Raw genomic sequence first — 18193 nt, forward strand, 5'->3', positions numbered from 1 at the left:
AGTACCTTATTCAATGTCTTTCCGCCAGTACTAGATTATAATTTTCCAGAGCTGATAGGAGGCGATATGACGCTGGAACAAGGCAGGTTCTGGATAAATGCACAAAACAGCATCTTCAAGGTCCCACATGTGGTCACAGGTAAGTATATCTGTCAGATGATTGCCAAACGTAAAGATGGACGTCCAGGGAAAGCCACAGCAATCCTCAAGATGGATGCTAACGTTGTAAATTATATATTCTACAGGTTCAAGGGAGACAAAAACGTTATGGAATCTAGCGTGAACGACCTGATTTACTCAGCAAACTGCCGAGGGACCGGATTTTCATGGGAGCGTAAACCCGAAGAGAAATTTGAGTGGGAAAGTAAGTGGGAAAACGCGGTACCGTCAATTAAAATGCAAGACACTAACGATTGGATTTATGATGTTGCTTTCTGGACGCCACCATACAACAATCCAAATGGTCAGTTTAAAGACCCAGCCATCCTGAGACCTAATAGCTAACCTGGAGAAGCCAGATCCCTGTAATAACCCAGATAACCTATCCGGAATGAGAAGGCAGGTAGCAGCAATAAATAAAAATCTTTAACAGAACAACCGGGGAGTTATCCCCGGTTGAGCACTCAATGAATACGGATAAATATACTGAGCTATCATTTACCCTGTTTCTTATTAATATGAAATATATTAAAATAGATAATCCGTTTCCGTAACGGTCAGTTTTTACATAAATCATTTAAATATCACTATTCGGAAATTAATTCCTCCTGACTTGCCTCATTCACACTTATCCATATTATCGACTTACTTATTCATGCCACTCTTACAATATTTTTATTTCAATTGCTATATATTGCAAAATGGTGGTGTGATCACCTTGGGAAATAATGCTGATTGTCAATCAGTGACTGCTCCCCGCCGTAAAAAACGGTGAGGCTTCTCACTTCTCAGGCCGCCACCGTCTTTATGACGGATTTAGCTGGCCTCCATGGGCAGAAACGACGAGTCCCGCCGCTGCGGCTTTGTATTCCAGTTTCATGAGGAAGCTATTCCAGCCCGCATCCCCGATAACGCGGGCAAGCTGGTGATCCTTCATTATATTAGCCGATTTCAGCGTCTCATTAATTTGAAATATTAGCTTACCTGCCCTCTGTTATTACCAAATTAAGTTACTCGTTCACGTAATAATAGTCATAAAGATGTATATCCCCGCTAAATTCCTCTGCCTAAATCTCATTATTACCACTCTTGTGATCTATCTGTAGAAAATAATCTAAAAACCACTACCAACAATCAGGTGTAGCATTAACCTAAGGTTATCAGCCGATAACTTTTTTCTATTAGATTTTTACTTAAATAATGTCTAATATTATTCATGTCAGTAGAAATTCAGTTTAACCCGCAAGGGATAGGTTTTATGGCATAGGTTCCCCTGTGGGTAAAAGGTAAATCCAATATAACCTTAATTAGGAGAGCAATATGAAGGATATTGTCTGCCTAAACTCAACAAGTTTTGCTTTCACAGCCCTACGAGCAGACCGTAGTGTAGTCGCTTGGGGAGGCAGAAATGACGAGGATACTAAAGCATACGGTGAATACGATTAATTGCCCTATTAAGTATTTTTTAGTATGAACCACTAAAAATATACTAAAGACTGACACAACAGTAGATTTAGCAGCACATCGCTATTCTACACGCTACCCTCTGAGTTTTTGGGATACAAATACCCAAGGTTACATTGGCCGAGATAGTTTTCCATTCCGGCCTCAACTCAATAAACAATAGTCATATTGAATTATCCCATGTGTATCAGCCAGCAATTGCTAATAAATCTAGCGGCGATAGTAATAGCAGAAAATGGTAGGCAAATATACCTATACCCTATGGATTTCAAGATGCATCGCGGCGGCAAGGGAGCGAATCCCCGGGAGCATAGATAACTATGTGACCGGGGTGAGTGAGTGCAGCCAACAAAGAGGCAACTTGAAAGATGACGGGTATAAAGGCTCGGAAAGCAACATAAGGTAATGCGGACAGTCAGTGCAAAGTGGTATTTGACTTGGGTTTCCTCCGATAAACAGGAGGTGAATAAGAGCCGGAGTCCAGAGGCTAATTGAACAAAACCTGTCATTAAGACAGATAACGTGTAGTAACGACCTGCACGGGTACCCGATGCAGAAAATAATAACCGGAAAAAGGGGAATCTCTGAAAGGTCGATGTCATTTGACCGGGACGGGATTACAGCAATAAATGAAAATTTCTCACGTAACAACTGGGGAGCTATCCCCATCTGAATATCCCATGAATGCGGGTAACACATTCATCAACAGAATGAAGCAGGATATTGGCCGGATAACGGCACATTACCGCCAGTGGCCGGTATGGATGATGTGCGTGTCTGTAGGGGCGCTCTTTTCCACCTCGGTATTTGCCGCTGCTACACCCAATTGGAACCCAAGTTGGGCAATCAAAGCTCTCGGGAATCCGGTGATAAATGGGAAAGACAACAACGGTAAGCCAATTCGTTACCCAGAAGTGGGTACCAGTACCTTATTGAATGTCTTTCCGACAGTAATAGATCATAATTTTCCAAAACCGATAGGAAAAGAGATGATGCTAAAAGACGGCATGTTCTGGGTTAGAGCACAATACAGACTCTTCAAGGTGCCACATGTGGTTACAGGTAAGTATACCTGTAAGATGGTTGCCAAACGTAAAGATAGATCTCCAGGGAAAGCCACAGTGACCCTCTATACGGATGCTATCGTTGTCAATCCAGACATCTACTGGTTCAAGGGAGACAAAAATGTTATGGAATCTAACGTGAACGACCTGACTTACACAGTAAACTGCCTAGGGACCGGATTTTCATGGGAGCGTAAACCCGAAGAGAAATTTGAATTGGAAAGTAAGTGGGAAAACGGGGTACCCTCAATTGAAATGCAAGACACCTGCAATTGGATTCATAATGTTGCTTTCTGGACACCACCAGACAACAATCCGAATAATAGGTTTAAAGACCCAGCCATCCAGAGATCTACTAGTACGGATAGTACGGGCAGTGCTAACCTAGCGAAGCCAGATCCCTGTGATAACCCAGATAATCTATCCGGGGTGAGAAGGGCAGATAGCCGCAATAAATAAAAATCGTTAATAGAACAACCGGGGAGTCATCCCCGGTTGAGCACTCGAAGTACATTGGAAATAGATAACCCGTTTCCATTAACGGTCAGTTTTTACGTAAACCATTTAAATATTACCATTCGAACATTAATTCCTCCAGACCTGCCTCATTCACGCTTAACCCTATTATTTATTTACTCGTTCGCGTTACTCTTTCAATACTTTCATTCGTATGACATCTCAATGTATGTGATATTTTCTTTACCGGAATACATCCGCCAGATTATCAACCAATCACTTTTTTCTACTATCTTTCTATGCAAATAACAGGTAATGTTATTCAGTGACAATATAAATCCGGCTTAACTCACAAGAGTAGGTTTTACCTTATCGATAGAAATACCGCCAGTAAAAACTGACGGCAGTAAGAGCTAAAATCCAATGAGGTAACGTGTAATGACAGCTTGCACGGGTACCCGGATACAGAAAATAATAATCGGAAAAAGGAGAATCTCTGAAAGGTCGATATAATTTAACCGGGAGGGGATTACAGCAATAAATGAAAACTTCTAAAGAATATTTTATTAAGTATACACAACCTAGTCAACCTCAAATCACGAGTAATCCTCAAATCATAGACTGGGTTCCAGAGAAAGCCATTTTAGCTCTCGGAAACCCGAAGATATATGGGAAAGAGAATAACGATAAATTGGTTCGTTATCCGGAAAGTGGGACGAGTACCTTAGTCTTTCCTAAAGGTGATCCACATTTCGATTTTCCAGGGACACGTTTACCTGATACCGCAGTGTTAAAAGATATGATGTTCTGGATTAAAGCGAAAAACCGAATCTTCATTGTTCCACATGTTGTTACAGGAAAGTACACTTGTGAGATAATAGCCTCCCGCAAAGATGGCCTGCCAGGAGAGGCCACCATAACACTTTATACGGATGCAATCGTTGAAAATAATGAGTCCCAATGGTTCAAAGGGGACAGTAACGTAATGGAGTCTAAGCTACTCGATCTGTGTTACGAAGTATCTTGCGAAGGAACGGGTTTTTCATGGCAGCGAAAACCTGAAGAGCAAGTTCAATTCGAAAATAACTGGGAAAATGGGGTGCCGTTAATTATAATGCAAGACAGCCAAGATATCCAAAATGTGATCTATAGCCTTGTGCTCTGGTCTGCACCCGTTGATTTAAATCCCAATTTTAAAGATCCTGCCATCCTTTTACCCAATGAATAAAATAATAACCATCAGAAACTAAGAGTAAAGGTCATTTATCTGGGATGAAGTGATAGCAACACAATGAAAATCTTTAACCCGACAACCGGGGAACAATCCCCGGTTGAATATCCAATGAATACGGATAATATACTGAGTTATCATTCACCTTGTTTTTTATCAATCTGAAATATCACAATATTCAACTCCAGTTATTATACTGATTTTCCAATAAAAATTAAAAAAGCGATAACTTCTCACTTCAAATGAGAAGTAAATAACCAATTACTGGAACTGTTAATATTTACACTAACCATTTAATATCATTACGTCGCGTTTAACTCTTCTGAGTCACATCATTCACGTTCAATCATATTATCCGTTTACCTTTTCATGTTATTCTTTCAATACTTTCATTCGTATAACACCTCAATTTATGTGATATTTTCTTTACTGGAATACATCCACAAAATTATAAACTGATCGTGTTTTTCTATTATCTTTTTATTCAAATAACAGGTAATGTTACCCAGTAGCAATATAAATCTAGCTTAACTCGCGATAAACCGATTTTATCTTATAGGTAAAAGCAAACCCAATATCAACCTTATTTAGGAGAGCCAATATGAACCAAAATGACCATCTCTCATCAAACATGGCTACCGGTGATCGTTTTATCAAGCAAAACCTAAAATCAGGAAGAGAAAGTAACTCTGGTGGCAATACCTCCATCATCTCTATTGAATCGACAACCGTCATGTTATTGCAAAATGGCAGAGTGATCACTTGGGGGAAAAACTCAGATGATAATCAAGTCCCGCCACCAATTGCCGAATTTGCCGAATTGCAGGATATTGTCAGCATAAGTGCAACAAAATCTGCATTTTCAGCCTTGCGGGCAGATGGCAGCGTGTCTATCTGGGGTTCACTCCTCAATGACCTACTCCCGCCACAATCAAAAGTGGATAAGATGAAGAATATTGTCAGTGTGAGTTCAATTCCAATAAGAGATGTTTTCACGGGCCTACGGGCGGACGGCAGCATAGCCTCTTGGGGAGCAGTGGATTTTTTAAACACGGCTCTGCCAAGAATGTGTGGATTATCGCTACACAATATCATCAGCCTAAGCGCAACAGAGCAATCTTTTGCCGCCTTACGGGCAGATGGCAGCGTCGTCTCCTGGGGATTGGATTTTTTGCCAACCCCACCCGAAATTGCCGCATTAAAGGATATTGTCAGCCTAAGTTCAACAAATAATACTTTCGTGGCCCTACGAGCGAACGGCAGCGTTGTCTCTTGGGGTGTGGAAATTATCCCGCCAGAAATCGCCAAATTACAAGATATCGTTAGCATAACTACCAATTATAATTATGCCGCCGCCCTACGGGCAGACCACAGCGTCGTTTCCTGGTGGGGAATAGTGGTTCCACCCGAAATTGCCGCATTAAAGGATATTGTCAGTTTAAGTGCCACACCGTATGCCTTTGCCGCCTTGCGAGCCGACCGCAGTGTGGTTGCCTGGGGAGATATGGACATTGGCGGAACATTACCACTTAAGATTGCTCAACTGAACGATATCGTCAGCCTGAGTGCAGCAGATTGTGCTTTCGCAGCTCTGCGGGCAGATGGCAGCGTCGTTGCCTGGGGACAACCAAGTCGCGGTGGTTATGTGCCACCGGAAATTGCTAAGTTGAAGGATATCGTTAGCCTGAGTGCATCACACTCTGCATTTGCAGCCTTGCGAGCAGATGGCCGCAGTGTAGGTTGGGGAGGAGGAGATACCAAAGCACATGGTGAATACGATTAATCAGTAAATGTGTTTTTTAGCAGGAGAGATGCTGGCCTGAAAATTGAGTTAATCCTCATAATCTCTTCACCTGTTATGAACGGATTAACACACTACGCTGACCGCCAGCAAATCAAATACCGCAATACAGGTGCTTACACCCTTTAAGCAGAAACCCAGTTTGATGGGGAAGAAATAGGTTTTGCGGCGCAGAATTCCTACAAATAAATCCGACACAGCCTATCAGGAGAGTGATATGAATCAACATAACGAGTTCTCATTCAGCACAGAGACCAAAGACACTTTTATCAAACAACGATCTGGAAGAAAAACTATCAGCTATGGTAGCAATGACGTCATAGACTCTAATGACTTTGGAACCGCCATATTATTACAGAATGGCCACATCGTTGCCTGGGGGGATACGCGCTACGGTGGCGAAATCCCACCTGAAATTGCTCAACTGAGCGATATTGTCAGTTTAAGTGCAACAAGTGGTGCTTTCGCCGCCTTGCGAGCCGACCTCAGCGTCGTTGCCTGGGGGGATGCGGGCTACGGTGGCAAAATCCCACCTGAGATTGCTCAACTGAACGATATTGTCAGTTTAAGTGCCACACAATACGCCTTTGCCGCCTTGCGAGCCGACCGTAGCGTCGTTACTTGGGGGGATAACTACGGTAGCAAAACCCCGTCTGATATTGCTCAACTGAACGATATTGTCAGTTTAAGTGCCACACAATACTCCTTTACCGCCTTGCGAGCCGACCGTAGCATCGTTACTTGGAGCAATGAGTACTACAGCGACAAAACCCCACCTGATATTGCTCAACTGAACGATATTGTCAGTTTAAGTTCAACATATGATCGTTTCGTCGCCTTGCGAGCCGACCGCAGCATTATTACTTGGACCAGTAGTCATAGTTATGTCCCATCAGACATGGCTCAGCTGAATGATATTGTCAGTTTAAGTATAAATGATAATGCTTTCGCTGCCCTACGGGCAAACCGCAGCGTTGTTGCCTGGGGAAAGGGTTATAGCGGTAATGTCCCATCAGACATTGCTCAGCTGAATGATATTGTCAGTTTAAGTGCAAATGATGATGCTTTCGCTGCCCTACGGGCAAACCGCAGCGTTGTTGCCTGGGGAAGGAGTGATAGGAAGCATGTCCCATCAGAAATTGCTCGGCTGAATGATATTGTCAGCCTAAGTTCGACAAATTCTGCTTTCGCGGCCTTACGGGCAAACCGTAGTGTCGTTGCCTGGGGAGATCTAGATAATGGTGGCATACTCCCACTCGATATTGCTCAACTGAACGATATCGTCGGCCTGAGTGCAACAAATTCTGCTTTCGCGGCCCTGCGGGCGGACCGTAGTGTCGTTGCCTGGGGGAAGCCAAGTACCGGTGGGTTTGTTCCACCCGAAATCGCTAAATTGCAGGATATTGTCAGCGTAGACTCATCGGGGCGCGCCTTTACGGCTTTGCGAACAAATGGCAAACGAGTTGGCTGGGGAGGCGGGGATATTAAAGCACATGGTGAATACGATTAATTGCCGATTAAGCCATACTCTTTCATTGTAACCCGGTGACTGCTCCCCGCCGTAAAAAAACAGCGAGGCTTCCCACTTCTCAGGCCGCAACCGTCTTTATGACGGATTTACGCTGGCCTCCGTGGGCAGAAACGACAAGTCCCGCCGCCTGTAATGCTGTTATGCCCTTGCGCTGGATGTTGATCGCCGCATTGATATCGCGGTCATGTTCGACTCGACAGAAAGGGCATTGCCAGATCCGCCCGCTCATGGACTGCCGCCAGACGTAATCGGGCCTTGCCGCGGTTAGCGCTGCCCTTTTAAGACAGTAAAAACGCTCAAAATAACGCGCTTTTTCATCTCAATGCGTCGGATATTATAGTGCTTCTTAAATTAATGATGTCATGCAGTATGAACTGCTATATCCAGCTTTCTATTTAACTGATGCAAAGCCAGTTCAACTATTTCAACCTTTGATGAATGTTCAACATCAAGAAGCCTATCAATCTGTGGCCCCTTTTGCCCCAACCGACGCGCAAGATCTGCTTTGCGTGTTCCTGTTTCTATCATTGCATTATGCAATGCCACTTTCATTACCACGAGAATAGGAAGACTGACGACGTATTCATCTTCCTCCAACACTGATGCTTCAGGTATAGGCCGACGTTCGCCTATTTCTATAGAAATAGCCGTAATCAACCCATCAATAGATTCGAGAAGCGCTTCATCGACTGAGTCACCTACCGAGTTGAATAAGGGAAGATCTCGACAACTAGCCACATAACTTCCCGTTTCTTCGTCATATTCCAGCTTTATGGGATAATTAAACATAGTACCTCCCTTGAAATTTAAAGCCCCAGATCCTTCATTATTTTCTTTCTCAATGGTTCCGGAATTTCTTTGGAACCATGATCGGGGAAAACCGACGATTTACCGTTTATGGATACCTTGCGGTGGCTTCCTCCACCTCTAGCCTTCTCAATTAAAACTCCTTGAGAAATTAGCCATCGGCGGAACTCACTGTATTTCATCCATGCCTCCTTTTCGACCAAGCGATGATGACACATAAAACAGCAAATACAACATTTTTGTTTCATTCAACAACAGTTGTGATAATACATAGAGCAAAATTTTAACTAAAGAAGTCAACCCCTTGGCGATACAAAATATCCATTGGCAATTTTTCCCTTAAGAAAATTTCGGCGGAAATGCATCGGCAACGCGACATGTGTGAATGGGTACGTGTATACTATTATAAGAATTTTATTCTGCTTTATTTAATTATTATCCAATCAACCAAGATACCACCATGATCCAAGGCACGTTATATATTGTCTCTGCGCCAAGCGGAGCGGGTAAATCAAGCCTGATTCAGGCTTTGTTAAAGACTCAACCTCTGTATGATACTCAGGTTTCTGTTTCCCATACCACACGTGCAATGCGTCCCGGTGAAAATCAGGGTGAGCACTATTTCTTTGTCACCGAAGAAGTCTTTCGTCAGATGATCAGTAACCATGAATTTCTGGAACACGCCCGTGTTTTCGGTAATTATTACGGCACATCCCGAAAAGTGATTGAAGACACCCTTGCCAGTGGCGTTGATGTTTTTCTTGATATCGATTGGCAAGGAGCGCAGCAGATCCGCAAACAAATGCCCTCTGCCCGCAGCATTTTTATCCTGCCGCCGTCAAAAGAAGAGCTCTGTCGCCGTCTGCGCGGTCGAGGGCAGGATAGTGAAGATATTATTGAAAAACGCATGGATCAAGCCGTTGCAGAAATGGTTCACTATAACGAGTATGATTATTTAATCGTTAATGATGATTTCAATACTGCATTGGCCGATCTGCACACCATCATCCGTTCAGAACGCCTGCATCGGGAGCGCCAGGCACAACGGCATGATGCTTTAATCAGCAAATTATTGGCAGACTGAACCAAGTTTCAGTATGATGCCCAGTCATTTCTTTACCTGTGGAGTCGCACACATATGGCACGCGTAACTGTTCAAGACGCTGTAGAAAAAATTGGTAACCGTTTTGACCTGGTGTTGGTCGCCGCTCGTCGAGCACGTCAACTGCAAACAGGTGGTAAAGATCCTCTGGTTGCTGAAGAGAACGATAAAGTCACGGTTATCGCTCTGCGTGAAGTGGAAGAGGGCCTGATCAACGGTAAAATTCTGGACGTGCGTGAACGCCAGGAACAACAAGAGCAGGAAGCTGCAGAAATGCAGGCGGTTTCTGCTATCGCGGAAAGTCGTCGTTAATCTACGGTAGGTCTGCCTTGTATCTGTTCGAAAGCCTGAATCAGCTTGCCCAAAAATACCTGCCCGGGGCTCAGATTGAGCTCCTCAAGCAGGCTTACACTGTTGCGCGGGATGCCCATGAAGGGCAAACCCGTACCAGCGGTGAGCCTTACATTACTCATCCTGTCGCAGTTGCCTGTATTTTGGCCGAGATGCGTCTCGACCATGAAACGCTGATGGCCGCCTTGTTGCATGATGTTATTGAAGACACGCCCGCCACCTTTCAGGATATCGCCCAGCCTTTCGGCCCTGTGGTTGCCGGGTTAGTCGAAGGGGTTTCCAAACTTGATAAGCTGAATTTCCGCGATAAAAAAGAGGCACAAGCGGAAAATTTCCGCAAAATGGTCATGGCAATGGTGCAGGATATCCGCGTCATTTTGATCAAACTGGCAGACCGTACCCACAATATGCGCACGCTCGGCGCGTTACGCCCAGATAAGCGCCGCCGTATCGCCCGGGAAACGTTAGAGATCTACAGTCCCTTAGCCCATCGTTTGGGTATCCATCATCTGAAAACGGAGTTAGAAGAGCTAGGGTTTGAAGCCCTTCACCCTAACCGCTACCGGGTTATCAAAGAAGTGGTAAAAGCGGCCCGGGGTAACCGTAAGGAGATGATCCAGAAAATTTTGTCTGAAATCGCAGGCAGGCTGGCTGAAGCAAATATCGAGTGCAAAGTCAGCGGTAGGGAAAAACATCTCTATTCTATTTACCGAAAGATGCACCTCAAAGAGCAACGTTTTCATTCGATTATGGATATCTATGCTTTTCGGGTCATCGTTAACAATGTTGATATCTGTTATCGGGTTTTGGGGCGGATGCACAGCCTATATAAACCCCGTCCGGGCAGAGTTAAAGACTACATTGCCATCCCTAAAGCTAACGGCTATCAATCCTTGCATACTTCCCTGATTGGCCCTCACGGCGTGCCAGTTGAGGTCCAGATCCGCACCGAGGATATGGATCAAATGGCGGAAATGGGCGTCGCAGCGCACTGGGCTTACAAAGAGCAGGGTGAATCCGGTACAGCCGCACAAGTCCGTGCTCAGCGCTGGATGCAAAGTCTGCTGGAATTACAGCAAAGTGCCGGTAGCTCTTTTGAATTTATCGAAAGCGTTAAATCTGATCTGTTTCCTGATGAGATTTACGTTTTTACCCCGAAAGGGCGCATTGTGGAATTACCTGCCGGTGCCACCCCGGTCGATTTTGCTTATGCCGTACACACCGATATTGGTCACGCCTGTGTTGGCTCGCGAGTTGATCGCCAACCGTACCCATTATCTCAACCGCTTACCAGCGGTCAAACGGTTGAGATCATTACTGCGCCGGGCGCTCGCCCAAATGCGGCCTGGCTGAACTTTGTCGTCAGTTCAAAAGCCCGCGCTAAAATTCGTCAGTTGCTAAAAAACCTTAAACGAGAAGACTCCATTGGGCTAGGCCGCCGTCTGTTAAATCACGCGTTGGGTAGTGGGAAGAAACTGGTTGATATTCCGCCGGAAAGTATCAATAAAGAATTGACGAGAATGAAACTCTCGACAATAGACGATCTGCTGGCTGAAATCGGGCTTGGCAATACCATGAGTATCGTCGTCGCCCGTAATTTGCTAGGCGCGCCGCCAGAAAATACCACCAATACCTATCACAACAATGGTGCCCGTAAATTACCCATCAAAGGCGCTGACGGTGTGCTGATTACGTTTGCCAAATGTTGCCGACCCATCCCCGGTGACCCTATCATCGCCCATATCAGCCCCGGCAAAGGGTTGGTTATCCACCATGAGTCTTGCCGTAATATCCGTGGTTATCAGAAAGAACCCGAAAAATTTATGGCCGTCGAGTGGGATCAAGAGATCAATAACGATTTCACCGCCGAAATAAAAGTGGACATGTTTAACCATCAAGGGGCGCTGGCAAATCTAACCGCCGCCATTAATGCAGCCAATTCCAATATTCAGAGTATGAATACCGAAGAGAAAGACGGCCGGGTTTACTGTGCTTTTATCCGGCTCACGACTAAAGACCGTATTCAGTTAGCGAATATTATGCGCAAAATCCGGATCATGCCGGATGTGATGCGAGTCAGTCGTAACAGAAACTAAACCGGATAGCTCGTGCAAATCAGCAGGTGAACAGCCAACAGCGCTATCTACCGGTGATGACGTCGCCGGATATGGGGCTGGCGGCATATCATCCTGGTTATCAAAGAACAGACCAATCAATACTGAATCAACCTCATCCAGTATGCGGTCTAACCAACCCTCCCCACCTACACCAAACATCAATACCAGCCCGATAGCGATAAATAACAGTGGTAAGATCCATGTTCGGCACCAATACGCTAACAGCATACGGGGATACCGCGAGTAGCGAATTTTGTTGCCCAATAAAAACCCACAGACGGCCAACAATATGATCCCGATAGCCAGTACCATCCGACTTATCAGCCCCCCATAAGGCATCACACACAGAACCGATAAAAACCCGTCTTCCATCATGTCCCGCCAGATAACCACATGAGTGATACAACTCAGGAGATAAACGGACCACAAGCCCGCTGCAAAAACCAAGTACGCATGTGATTAGCTTGTGATGATGTCCGGGAGCGCGTCGACTTCACCGTTTTCGTTACCGCCGCCTGACCCTTCTGGGGCATAGGTTCAACGACTGCCGTAACAATCAGCATCAGTCGACGACTTCCCTGTTTCTCACGAAAGAAGACTTTTTCACAGGCGATCACATCACGTCGCTCATTGTAGATATAATTCATCACATCTGTTGCCCGGCGTTCTGTCACTCGGAACACCTGGCTGATTTCACTTTTGGTAAATCCGCGCCCCTTCAATAATCCCCAATACGCGACTGCCATGTACAACGGTGTATCCTTCAAATGAGACAAACAGGCTGGCAGCCGAAAATCCCCATGATTACTTTGTTTGCCGGTAATAGTCTGACCTCCAGGCAAATCGGTCTGGCTGCCGCTTATCTGAAGCAGCATTGAATCATTAACATTGGTTGTCATTTTACTCTCCACTGGTGACTAACTGGTCAATTTGTTACCACATGAGAAATGAAATAGTGTGATTTATTGAGACGAAGTACCTATGGCGGCTAAGCCACCATGCCATATTTAAATACCTTGCCAGCGCAGCGTTATTTCATGACTAGAGTTGCCTTCATAGACGTTTTGAACTCACCAGAAATCTTGGGGTCTATCGCCTTCGTTTGCCAAAGCTGCACAAGAAACTTGCTGAGAGAATGATGAGAATAATACACTACATTATTTTTAGTTTTTTTCACGGCTGACTTAGCATCTACAGTAAAAACCAGCACACTTTTAGGGTCAGCTGCAGAACCAAATGTTACTGGCTGACCAATCTGGTTGCCGCCTACAAGCTTAGTCTGTATGCCTAGAACTCGCGGCAACAGTTTTATCTCCAACGCGTTACCGAAGTCCTTAGTCCCCTCCGCCTTAATGTCCATCACTATACTTTTACCATCAACACCTAGATGCTCGGTAGAAAAATTCACAATGGCTACGCCTGTATCTTCCTCATTGGGTGTATTGCATGCAACACTTATCAATAGATCATATATACCTACCGTTTTCCGGTGTAACTCTATTGGGAATATCGCGTCCGACGGCTCCCGGCGAATCTCTCCGAAATCAAAATTATTACTAGACTCACTTTCAAAAATACAAGCCGGAGGGGACATCACTGTTACAGGGTCTTTGATAGTCGGAAGAATTGGTCTAGACCACCACATAAAATCCCCTCCATCAATTAAAATACCCACAGGTGCATTAACATTCTGGGTTTCGAATTCAACTTTTTCATCGGCCTTTCGCTCCCATGAAAAATCTACCCCTTGACAAGACACATTAAAAGAAAGGTCACTTAGTTTTGCCTTTGCTACACTTTCATCATCCTGATTACCAGTAGTTCTCGCTTTGAGCGTTGATAGTTCAGAATAATTTGCATCTGGATATGGCTTATTAAGGCTCACCGTAAGGTGTACAATGGCTACTCCTGGACGACCATTTGTAAATTTGGCTTCAATTGAGCATTCGTAACTGCCTGAAACCACTCTCGGGACTTTAAAAATTTCCCCGTGCCCTGCTTTGATCTGGAACTTGACCTGATCCAACGTTTTACTACTACCCCACTTCATAGACAGTGTTGGAAACACATCTTTTAAGGTCGCTTTACCCGTTGCCGGATAAGTGATTATTCCGTCACTCCACTTTACCTTTCGAGCAGGCCCCAGAGCTTCAATGGCGCGATCAGCATTCCAATTTATTGTCGGCGCGGCGAACAGTGTGGGAGAAGAAAAGATACCCACGGATAGGCATATCATCCCCACCCATATCGGCATCGGCCACCAGCGACAATGAACCACCATCCAACTCATATCCTGTTTTATCTTGTTAATAAATGTCTTATTCGTCTTCATCGGCCGCCCAACCGGGAGTAACTTCCCAGTTGTCCTGTTAGAAATTTTCATTCGTTGATACACCCCATCCCGACCAGATTACATCCGCCTTTCAGAGGGTCCTCTTCCTAATAATTATGGTTTTCCACATTAGATTGTCAGTGCAGAGCCACAACACATTGCCTCATCTTAACGACAGGTTTCGTTCAATTGCCTCATTGGGTTCCAGCTTTTATCTGCCTTCGCCTTTACCGGAGGAGGCCCCAGGTTAAACGCCACCTCGCACTGCCTGTCCGGTGTACTGCCCCACTTCACTTTCAGTACCCCGCTGGGTGGCATACCACTCAGGTACACTTGTCCACCCTCCCCGACTATCGCGGCCAGATTTGTGTCTGTATCCCCTTTAAGCCCCGCCATTGCCCCAAACGGCACGGGCTTACCGTTATAGGTCAAATTCATCAGCAACTGCTGCCCAATACGCACGGGGTAATCCACCATCACAACCGCGCCACTCGTCGGGAATACGTTCTTGCTACCCTGTGCCATGTCAGCCCCTTCCGGCAGCGATGACGGATCTAAACTGATACTATTACGGCTGTACGTCTGGGCATAAGGCACAACCGCATATCCCCAGCGATTAGTAGTCACCGAACTGGAATTCATCACACGAATACCTGCAACCCCCGATGTCCGCACTAATACAGCAGCATCACCAATACGCGATGCCAAAGTAACGCCATGCTGATGTGCAATCAGTCCTCCACTAAACCCGTAGTTCACACCACGTCCCCCCCATGAATCGTAGTTGTATCCCAAGTTGGCTTGCCCAAAGGAACCAAGATATCCCATTGACACTGACCCGCTGCGCCCTCTCCCTTTATTCGCCTGACTCTGCGATACGTTCCAAGACAGACTATTATCATCCAGCACCGATCCGCCTATGCCCAACTGGTTATTACTGCGTCCCGTACTATCACGGGAAAAACTATAGTTAGCATACGCATTATTCAGCGCCGCATAGGAGCCAAACAGACTCAGTGGAACGTTTACGTTCAACGAAATTTGCCGGTTCTCAGGCCAGTCACCGTTACCGCGCATGCGATCAATGCTGTAATTAAGCCCCCAGCCCACACGGTAGAAAGAACCATTCAATCCCATCGATAGTGTGGTGTTAGTTTTAGAGCTTCCCCAGTAGTTATCCCGCTGACCACTGAGCCACAGAGAATAGTTACCGGGCAATGACTGGCTCAGTCGCATCTGCCAACTACTGCGTCGCCGCTCAGACATCCAAGAAGGGAGTTCTCCCCAAACACTGTAGCCTTGAGTATTCGCATCCGAAAAACTCAGGTAATTACGTGTGGAATAGCGGTACGCGGTTAAATCCACTGTCGTGCCAGTGGTCAGCATACTTTTCGAATATTTAGCGCGGTAAGATTCCCCACGCAGGATGTCAGGCGTATTTTGTAACCGGGTCCGGGAAGTCGTGATATCCGCAGATAATGCCCCCATCATACCCAGAGAGAGCCCAGTTCCCAGCGCCGCAGATTGGTACGATTGCGCCACCAGGCCACCACCGTATAACGTGACGTTACCAGGCAGACCGTAAATCATCGAGGCCATACCAAACACCGGCTTACGTATGCCGCTGCCATATCCACTACTGTAATAACGCCCGGCGGCCACTTCGTACTTGAATTGCCCCTGCCGCAACATCATAGGCAGACTGGAATAGGCCTGAGTGAACCCATGATGAGTACCATCGGCCTCAGTTATCGTTACCTGTAAGTCTCCCCCGACACTGCTGCCCACCAAGTCTGTGATACGAAATGGACCGGGTGCCACGTTGGTTTGATAAATCACACTGCCATTCTGCGTCACCGTAATCTGAGCATTAGATTTAGCTATCCCACTGATAATCGGCGCAAAACCACTCAGCCTGCCGGGCATCATCGGGTCACTGGTGGCAAGCCCAATACCACGATAAGGAAAACCATCAAACACCTGACCTGCCACACTACCGGTCGAGGTATCCCCTATCGTCAGATCACTGCGTAACGCCACCACGTCCCGCTGCAAATAGGTTTGCTGAAAGTTCCAACGTTGCTGGGATTCGGTCGTTTTTTTCACTGCGTCATTGAATGAGTCATACCGGTTATAAGTTTGAGTGTTATAAGAATAAGTAGCCGTATTACGAAGACGCCAGGCCCCCAGATTCAATCTAGAATTGAAGCTACCGAACAAACTCTGATTAGTCTGTTTATTACCAAATTGTGAGCGCTGATTCTGGCTGCCATTGATGCTGTAGTTCAGTAAAAAAGCCGGAATGCCCTCCTGCCATAACTTCGGATCAACCAGGCCATTCGTTGAAGGCTTCATCGCTATTTGGGGTACGCTCACATTCAGCCGCATCTGGGAAAAGTTCAAGCGGGCCGCCGCTTGGGGAATCAATTTACCCAACGGACTCTCTATCGGCTTATCCACCGGCAATGCTTTCAATGCTGGTATGCCGCTGATATTAACACCAGCCGCTTCCAACAAATCTGGGGTAAGTACCGGCGTCAGCTCGGCATTACCCTCGCTATGACGCTGGAACGTAATATCACGCGTATCAAAAAAAGTACCATTCACGTAGATATCAACACGGTAAGTTCCCGGCGCCTGACCTCCTACGGTCTCAAACTGTGATAAGTCTACCGGTTGACCGGAATTCGAACCAAAGTCCAATAAAGCCGGATCAAAATAATCACGCGCTGTTGCCTGAGCGCTCCATCCCGTCAGAAATGCCAGCATCACCCGACAAAAAACGAGAGAACCCCCCATTTGGTGCTTTGATAGGGTAAGAGAAGTAAAAATACCTTGATTTACACAACGACAACAAGTAGACGGCCGTTTTGAACGACGGCTTATTGCCGGAATCAACACTTTCATTCTTAATTGCCATCTCTTATTTAACATATAGAGGTTCATTGCTCATATCTATTCTGTCGATATCTTGCAACATCGCTATTGACCACTGCCGGATACGGCAATAGATCTACTCTCTTCATCAGTGTCTAACCCAAACTCATCAATAGCACGCCACGATACAGTGACATGACTACCAGGAGACACTTTACCCGCCGGCAGCGACCAGCTCTGCTGACCAAAGGGTGGCACCATCCTAAACAAATCCTTGCCCGGTACGGCAAACGAACTTACATGCAAAGTCTGCAACGTTATCCAAAACGGTGACGGATTAGACAGCATCACGACATCCTCTTTTACTGACGCGCTTAACTGTTTCACCGCACCGGCAACCCCCTTTTCTGGTAACCCTTCAGGACGGTAGAACAATTTCACCGCCAGAGCTGTCACCATTCTCATCTTGCCAGAGTCATCTTTAGATACTGGTAATTGTTTCTCAGAAGGCAACATAAGCAGATTCAGAAAGAACAGAGATTCTCGATCTTTCGGCAAAACCCCACCAGTACGAAGGATTTTCAGCACCTGCCGTTCATCTGCCCCCACCTTCGCAATCGGCGGAATAACTATAAATGGCGCCTTAACCCCCAGCGGTAAACCGGTCTCTGGGTTTAGTTCTCGTACGATTGACTGAATGAGATAATTGTTGTCGCTATTATTAATGAGTGTCGAAGAGACTCCGTTGCTGGATGATTCAGGATAAATCACACGAGCGTCATCGAGATACAACCCCTTCAGACTCTCTGCTGCCCTGAGTGGCAATACCGGTAATATTATTGTCAGAACACATGACACAGTTATAACGATCTGTTTTATTGAAATATTACGCTCCGCCATG

At 45.8% G+C, this 18193-nt stretch carries 16 protein-coding genes and 2 pseudogenes; 8 read left to right on the plus strand and 10 right to left on the minus strand.

Annotation, left to right across the window (positions count from 1 at the left end; genetic code table 11):
- The first annotated feature begins 66 nt into the window (after positions 1-66).
- Entirely contained in the window at positions 67-504 is a 438-nt protein-coding gene (locus PTE_RS10760) for a hypothetical protein (RefSeq protein WP_245219041.1), read from the plus strand.
- A gap of 499 nt (positions 505-1003) precedes the next feature.
- Here PTE_RS10760 and PTE_RS24995 read toward each other — a convergent pair.
- Positions 1004-1126, minus strand: a pseudogene (locus tag PTE_RS24995) (RNA-guided endonuclease TnpB family protein); the annotation flags it as partial.
- 1126 nt (positions 1127-2252) lie between these two features.
- On the opposite strand from PTE_RS24995, the gene PTE_RS10765 reads away from it, so the two are divergent.
- From PTE_RS10765 to PTE_RS10775, 3 genes are all read left to right on the plus strand, one after another.
- On the plus strand, positions 2253-3146 hold the full coding sequence (locus tag PTE_RS10765; RefSeq protein WP_240000842.1) for a hypothetical protein: 894 nt from the start codon (positions 2253-2255) through the stop codon (positions 3144-3146).
- Between the two features lie 538 nt (positions 3147-3684).
- On the plus strand, positions 3685-4371 hold the full coding sequence (locus PTE_RS10770; RefSeq protein ID WP_036846164.1) for a hypothetical protein: 687 nt from the start codon (positions 3685-3687) through the stop codon (positions 4369-4371).
- Positions 4372-4975: 604 nt separating this feature from the next.
- A complete protein-coding gene (locus tag PTE_RS10775; protein WP_036846166.1) occupies positions 4976-6157 on the plus strand; it encodes an RCC1 domain-containing protein in 1182 nt (393 codons plus the stop codon).
- A gap of 84 nt (positions 6158-6241) precedes the next feature.
- Here PTE_RS10775 and PTE_RS26840 read toward each other — a convergent pair whose 3' ends face one another.
- Positions 6242-6373, minus strand: coding sequence for a hypothetical protein (locus PTE_RS26840; protein WP_278249192.1), 132 nt, complete (start codon positions 6371-6373; stop codon positions 6242-6244).
- A 19-nt stretch (positions 6374-6392) separates the two neighbouring features.
- Here PTE_RS26840 and PTE_RS10780 point away from each other — a divergent pair, with 19 nt between their 5' ends.
- The gene (locus PTE_RS10780; protein ID WP_036846167.1) at positions 6393-7685 is read left to right on the plus strand and encodes an RCC1 domain-containing protein; all 1293 of its coding nucleotides are present in this window, start codon (positions 6393-6395) and stop codon (positions 7683-7685) included.
- A 79-nt stretch (positions 7686-7764) separates the two neighbouring features.
- On the opposite strand, the pseudogene PTE_RS10785 reads toward PTE_RS10780, so the two are convergent.
- From PTE_RS10785 to PTE_RS10795, 3 genes and pseudogenes are all read right to left on the minus strand, one after another.
- A pseudogene (locus PTE_RS10785) lies at positions 7765-7926 on the minus strand (zinc ribbon domain-containing protein); the annotation flags it as partial.
- 140 nt (positions 7927-8066) lie between these two features.
- A complete protein-coding gene (locus PTE_RS10790) occupies positions 8067-8495 on the minus strand; it encodes a type II toxin-antitoxin system HicB family antitoxin (protein ID WP_036846171.1) in 429 nt (142 codons plus the stop codon).
- A 17-nt stretch (positions 8496-8512) separates the two neighbouring features.
- Positions 8513-8695, minus strand: a complete 183-nt coding sequence (locus PTE_RS10795; RefSeq protein ID WP_036778383.1) for a type II toxin-antitoxin system HicA family toxin — start codon at positions 8693-8695, stop codon at positions 8513-8515.
- Positions 8696-8973: 278 nt separating this feature from the next.
- On the opposite strand from PTE_RS10795, the gene gmk reads away from it, so the two are divergent.
- Genes gmk through spoT form a run of 3 tightly spaced genes read left to right on the plus strand, consistent with a single transcriptional unit; the run spans position 8974 to position 12062 of the window.
- On the plus strand, positions 8974-9597 hold the full coding sequence (gene gmk / locus PTE_RS10800; RefSeq protein ID WP_036846173.1) for a guanylate kinase: 624 nt from the start codon (positions 8974-8976) through the stop codon (positions 9595-9597).
- A 54-nt stretch (positions 9598-9651) separates the two neighbouring features.
- The gene (gene rpoZ, locus PTE_RS10805) at positions 9652-9927 is read left to right on the plus strand and encodes a DNA-directed RNA polymerase subunit omega (protein WP_011144672.1); all 276 of its coding nucleotides are present in this window, start codon (positions 9652-9654) and stop codon (positions 9925-9927) included.
- A gap of 17 nt (positions 9928-9944) precedes the next feature.
- Positions 9945-12062 (plus strand): bifunctional GTP diphosphokinase/guanosine-3',5'-bis pyrophosphate 3'-pyrophosphohydrolase, encoded by a 2118-nt coding sequence (gene spoT, locus PTE_RS10810; RefSeq protein WP_036846176.1) that lies wholly within the window; start codon positions 9945-9947, stop codon positions 12060-12062.
- Here the strand turns inward: spoT and PTE_RS25465 are convergent.
- The 5 genes from PTE_RS25465 to PTE_RS10835 all read right to left on the minus strand — a co-directional run bounded on the left by PTE_RS25465 (position 11994) and on the right by PTE_RS10835 (position 18192).
- The gene (locus PTE_RS25465) at positions 11994-12512 is read right to left on the minus strand and encodes a hypothetical protein (protein ID WP_209435499.1); all 519 of its coding nucleotides are present in this window, start codon (positions 12510-12512) and stop codon (positions 11994-11996) included. The two genes, spoT and PTE_RS25465, sit on opposite strands and share 69 nt — an antisense overlap.
- Positions 12491-12982, minus strand: a complete 492-nt coding sequence (locus PTE_RS10820) for a CaiF/GrlA family transcriptional regulator (RefSeq protein WP_036846182.1) — start codon at positions 12980-12982, stop codon at positions 12491-12493. Before PTE_RS10820 ends, PTE_RS25465 begins: the two co-directional genes overlap by 22 nt.
- A gap of 131 nt (positions 12983-13113) precedes the next feature.
- The gene (locus PTE_RS10825; RefSeq protein WP_131601485.1) at positions 13114-14415 is read right to left on the minus strand and encodes a hypothetical protein; all 1302 of its coding nucleotides are present in this window, start codon (positions 14413-14415) and stop codon (positions 13114-13116) included.
- A 168-nt stretch (positions 14416-14583) separates the two neighbouring features.
- A complete protein-coding gene (locus PTE_RS10830; protein ID WP_241826132.1) occupies positions 14584-17349 on the minus strand; it encodes a fimbria/pilus outer membrane usher protein in 2766 nt (921 codons plus the stop codon).
- 48 nt (positions 17350-17397) lie between these two features.
- Positions 17398-18192, minus strand: a complete 795-nt coding sequence (locus PTE_RS10835; RefSeq protein WP_036846190.1) for a fimbrial biogenesis chaperone — start codon at positions 18190-18192, stop codon at positions 17398-17400.
- Between the last annotated feature and the right edge of the window lies 1 nt (position 18193).

Source organism: Photorhabdus khanii NC19 (assembly GCF_000517265.1).
GTDB lineage: Bacteria > Pseudomonadota > Gammaproteobacteria > Enterobacterales > Enterobacteriaceae > Photorhabdus > Photorhabdus khanii.

Coding starts and splice junctions, on each gene's coding strand:
- gmk (WP_036846173.1), top strand. CDS start 8,974: ATGATCCAAGGCACGTTATATATTGTCTCTGCGCCAAGCGGAGCGGGT.
- PTE_RS10765 (WP_240000842.1), top strand. CDS start 2,253: ATGAAAATTTCTCACGTAACAACTGGGGAGCTATCCCCATCTGAATAT.
- PTE_RS10760 (WP_245219041.1), top strand. CDS start 67: ATGACGCTGGAACAAGGCAGGTTCTGGATAAATGCACAAAACAGCATC.
- PTE_RS10780 (WP_036846167.1), top strand. CDS start 6,393: ATGAATCAACATAACGAGTTCTCATTCAGCACAGAGACCAAAGACACT.
- PTE_RS10775 (WP_036846166.1), top strand. CDS start 4,976: ATGAACCAAAATGACCATCTCTCATCAAACATGGCTACCGGTGATCGT.
- PTE_RS10835 (WP_036846190.1), bottom strand. CDS start 18,192: ATGGCGGAGCGTAATATTTCAATAAAACAGATCGTTATAACTGTGTCA.
- rpoZ (WP_011144672.1), top strand. CDS start 9,652: ATGGCACGCGTAACTGTTCAAGACGCTGTAGAAAAAATTGGTAACCGT.
- PTE_RS10820 (WP_036846182.1), bottom strand. CDS start 12,982: ATGACAACCAATGTTAATGATTCAATGCTGCTTCAGATAAGCGGCAGC.
- PTE_RS10830 (WP_241826132.1), bottom strand. CDS start 17,349: ATGTTAAATAAGAGATGGCAATTAAGAATGAAAGTGTTGATTCCGGCA.
- PTE_RS10790 (WP_036846171.1), bottom strand. CDS start 8,495: ATGTTTAATTATCCCATAAAGCTGGAATATGACGAAGAAACGGGAAGT.
- PTE_RS10825 (WP_131601485.1), bottom strand. CDS start 14,415: ATGAAGACGAATAAGACATTTATTAACAAGATAAAACAGGATATGAGT.
- PTE_RS10795 (WP_036778383.1), bottom strand. CDS start 8,695: ATGAAATACAGTGAGTTCCGCCGATGGCTAATTTCTCAAGGAGTTTTA.
- PTE_RS10770 (WP_036846164.1), top strand. CDS start 3,685: ATGAAAACTTCTAAAGAATATTTTATTAAGTATACACAACCTAGTCAA.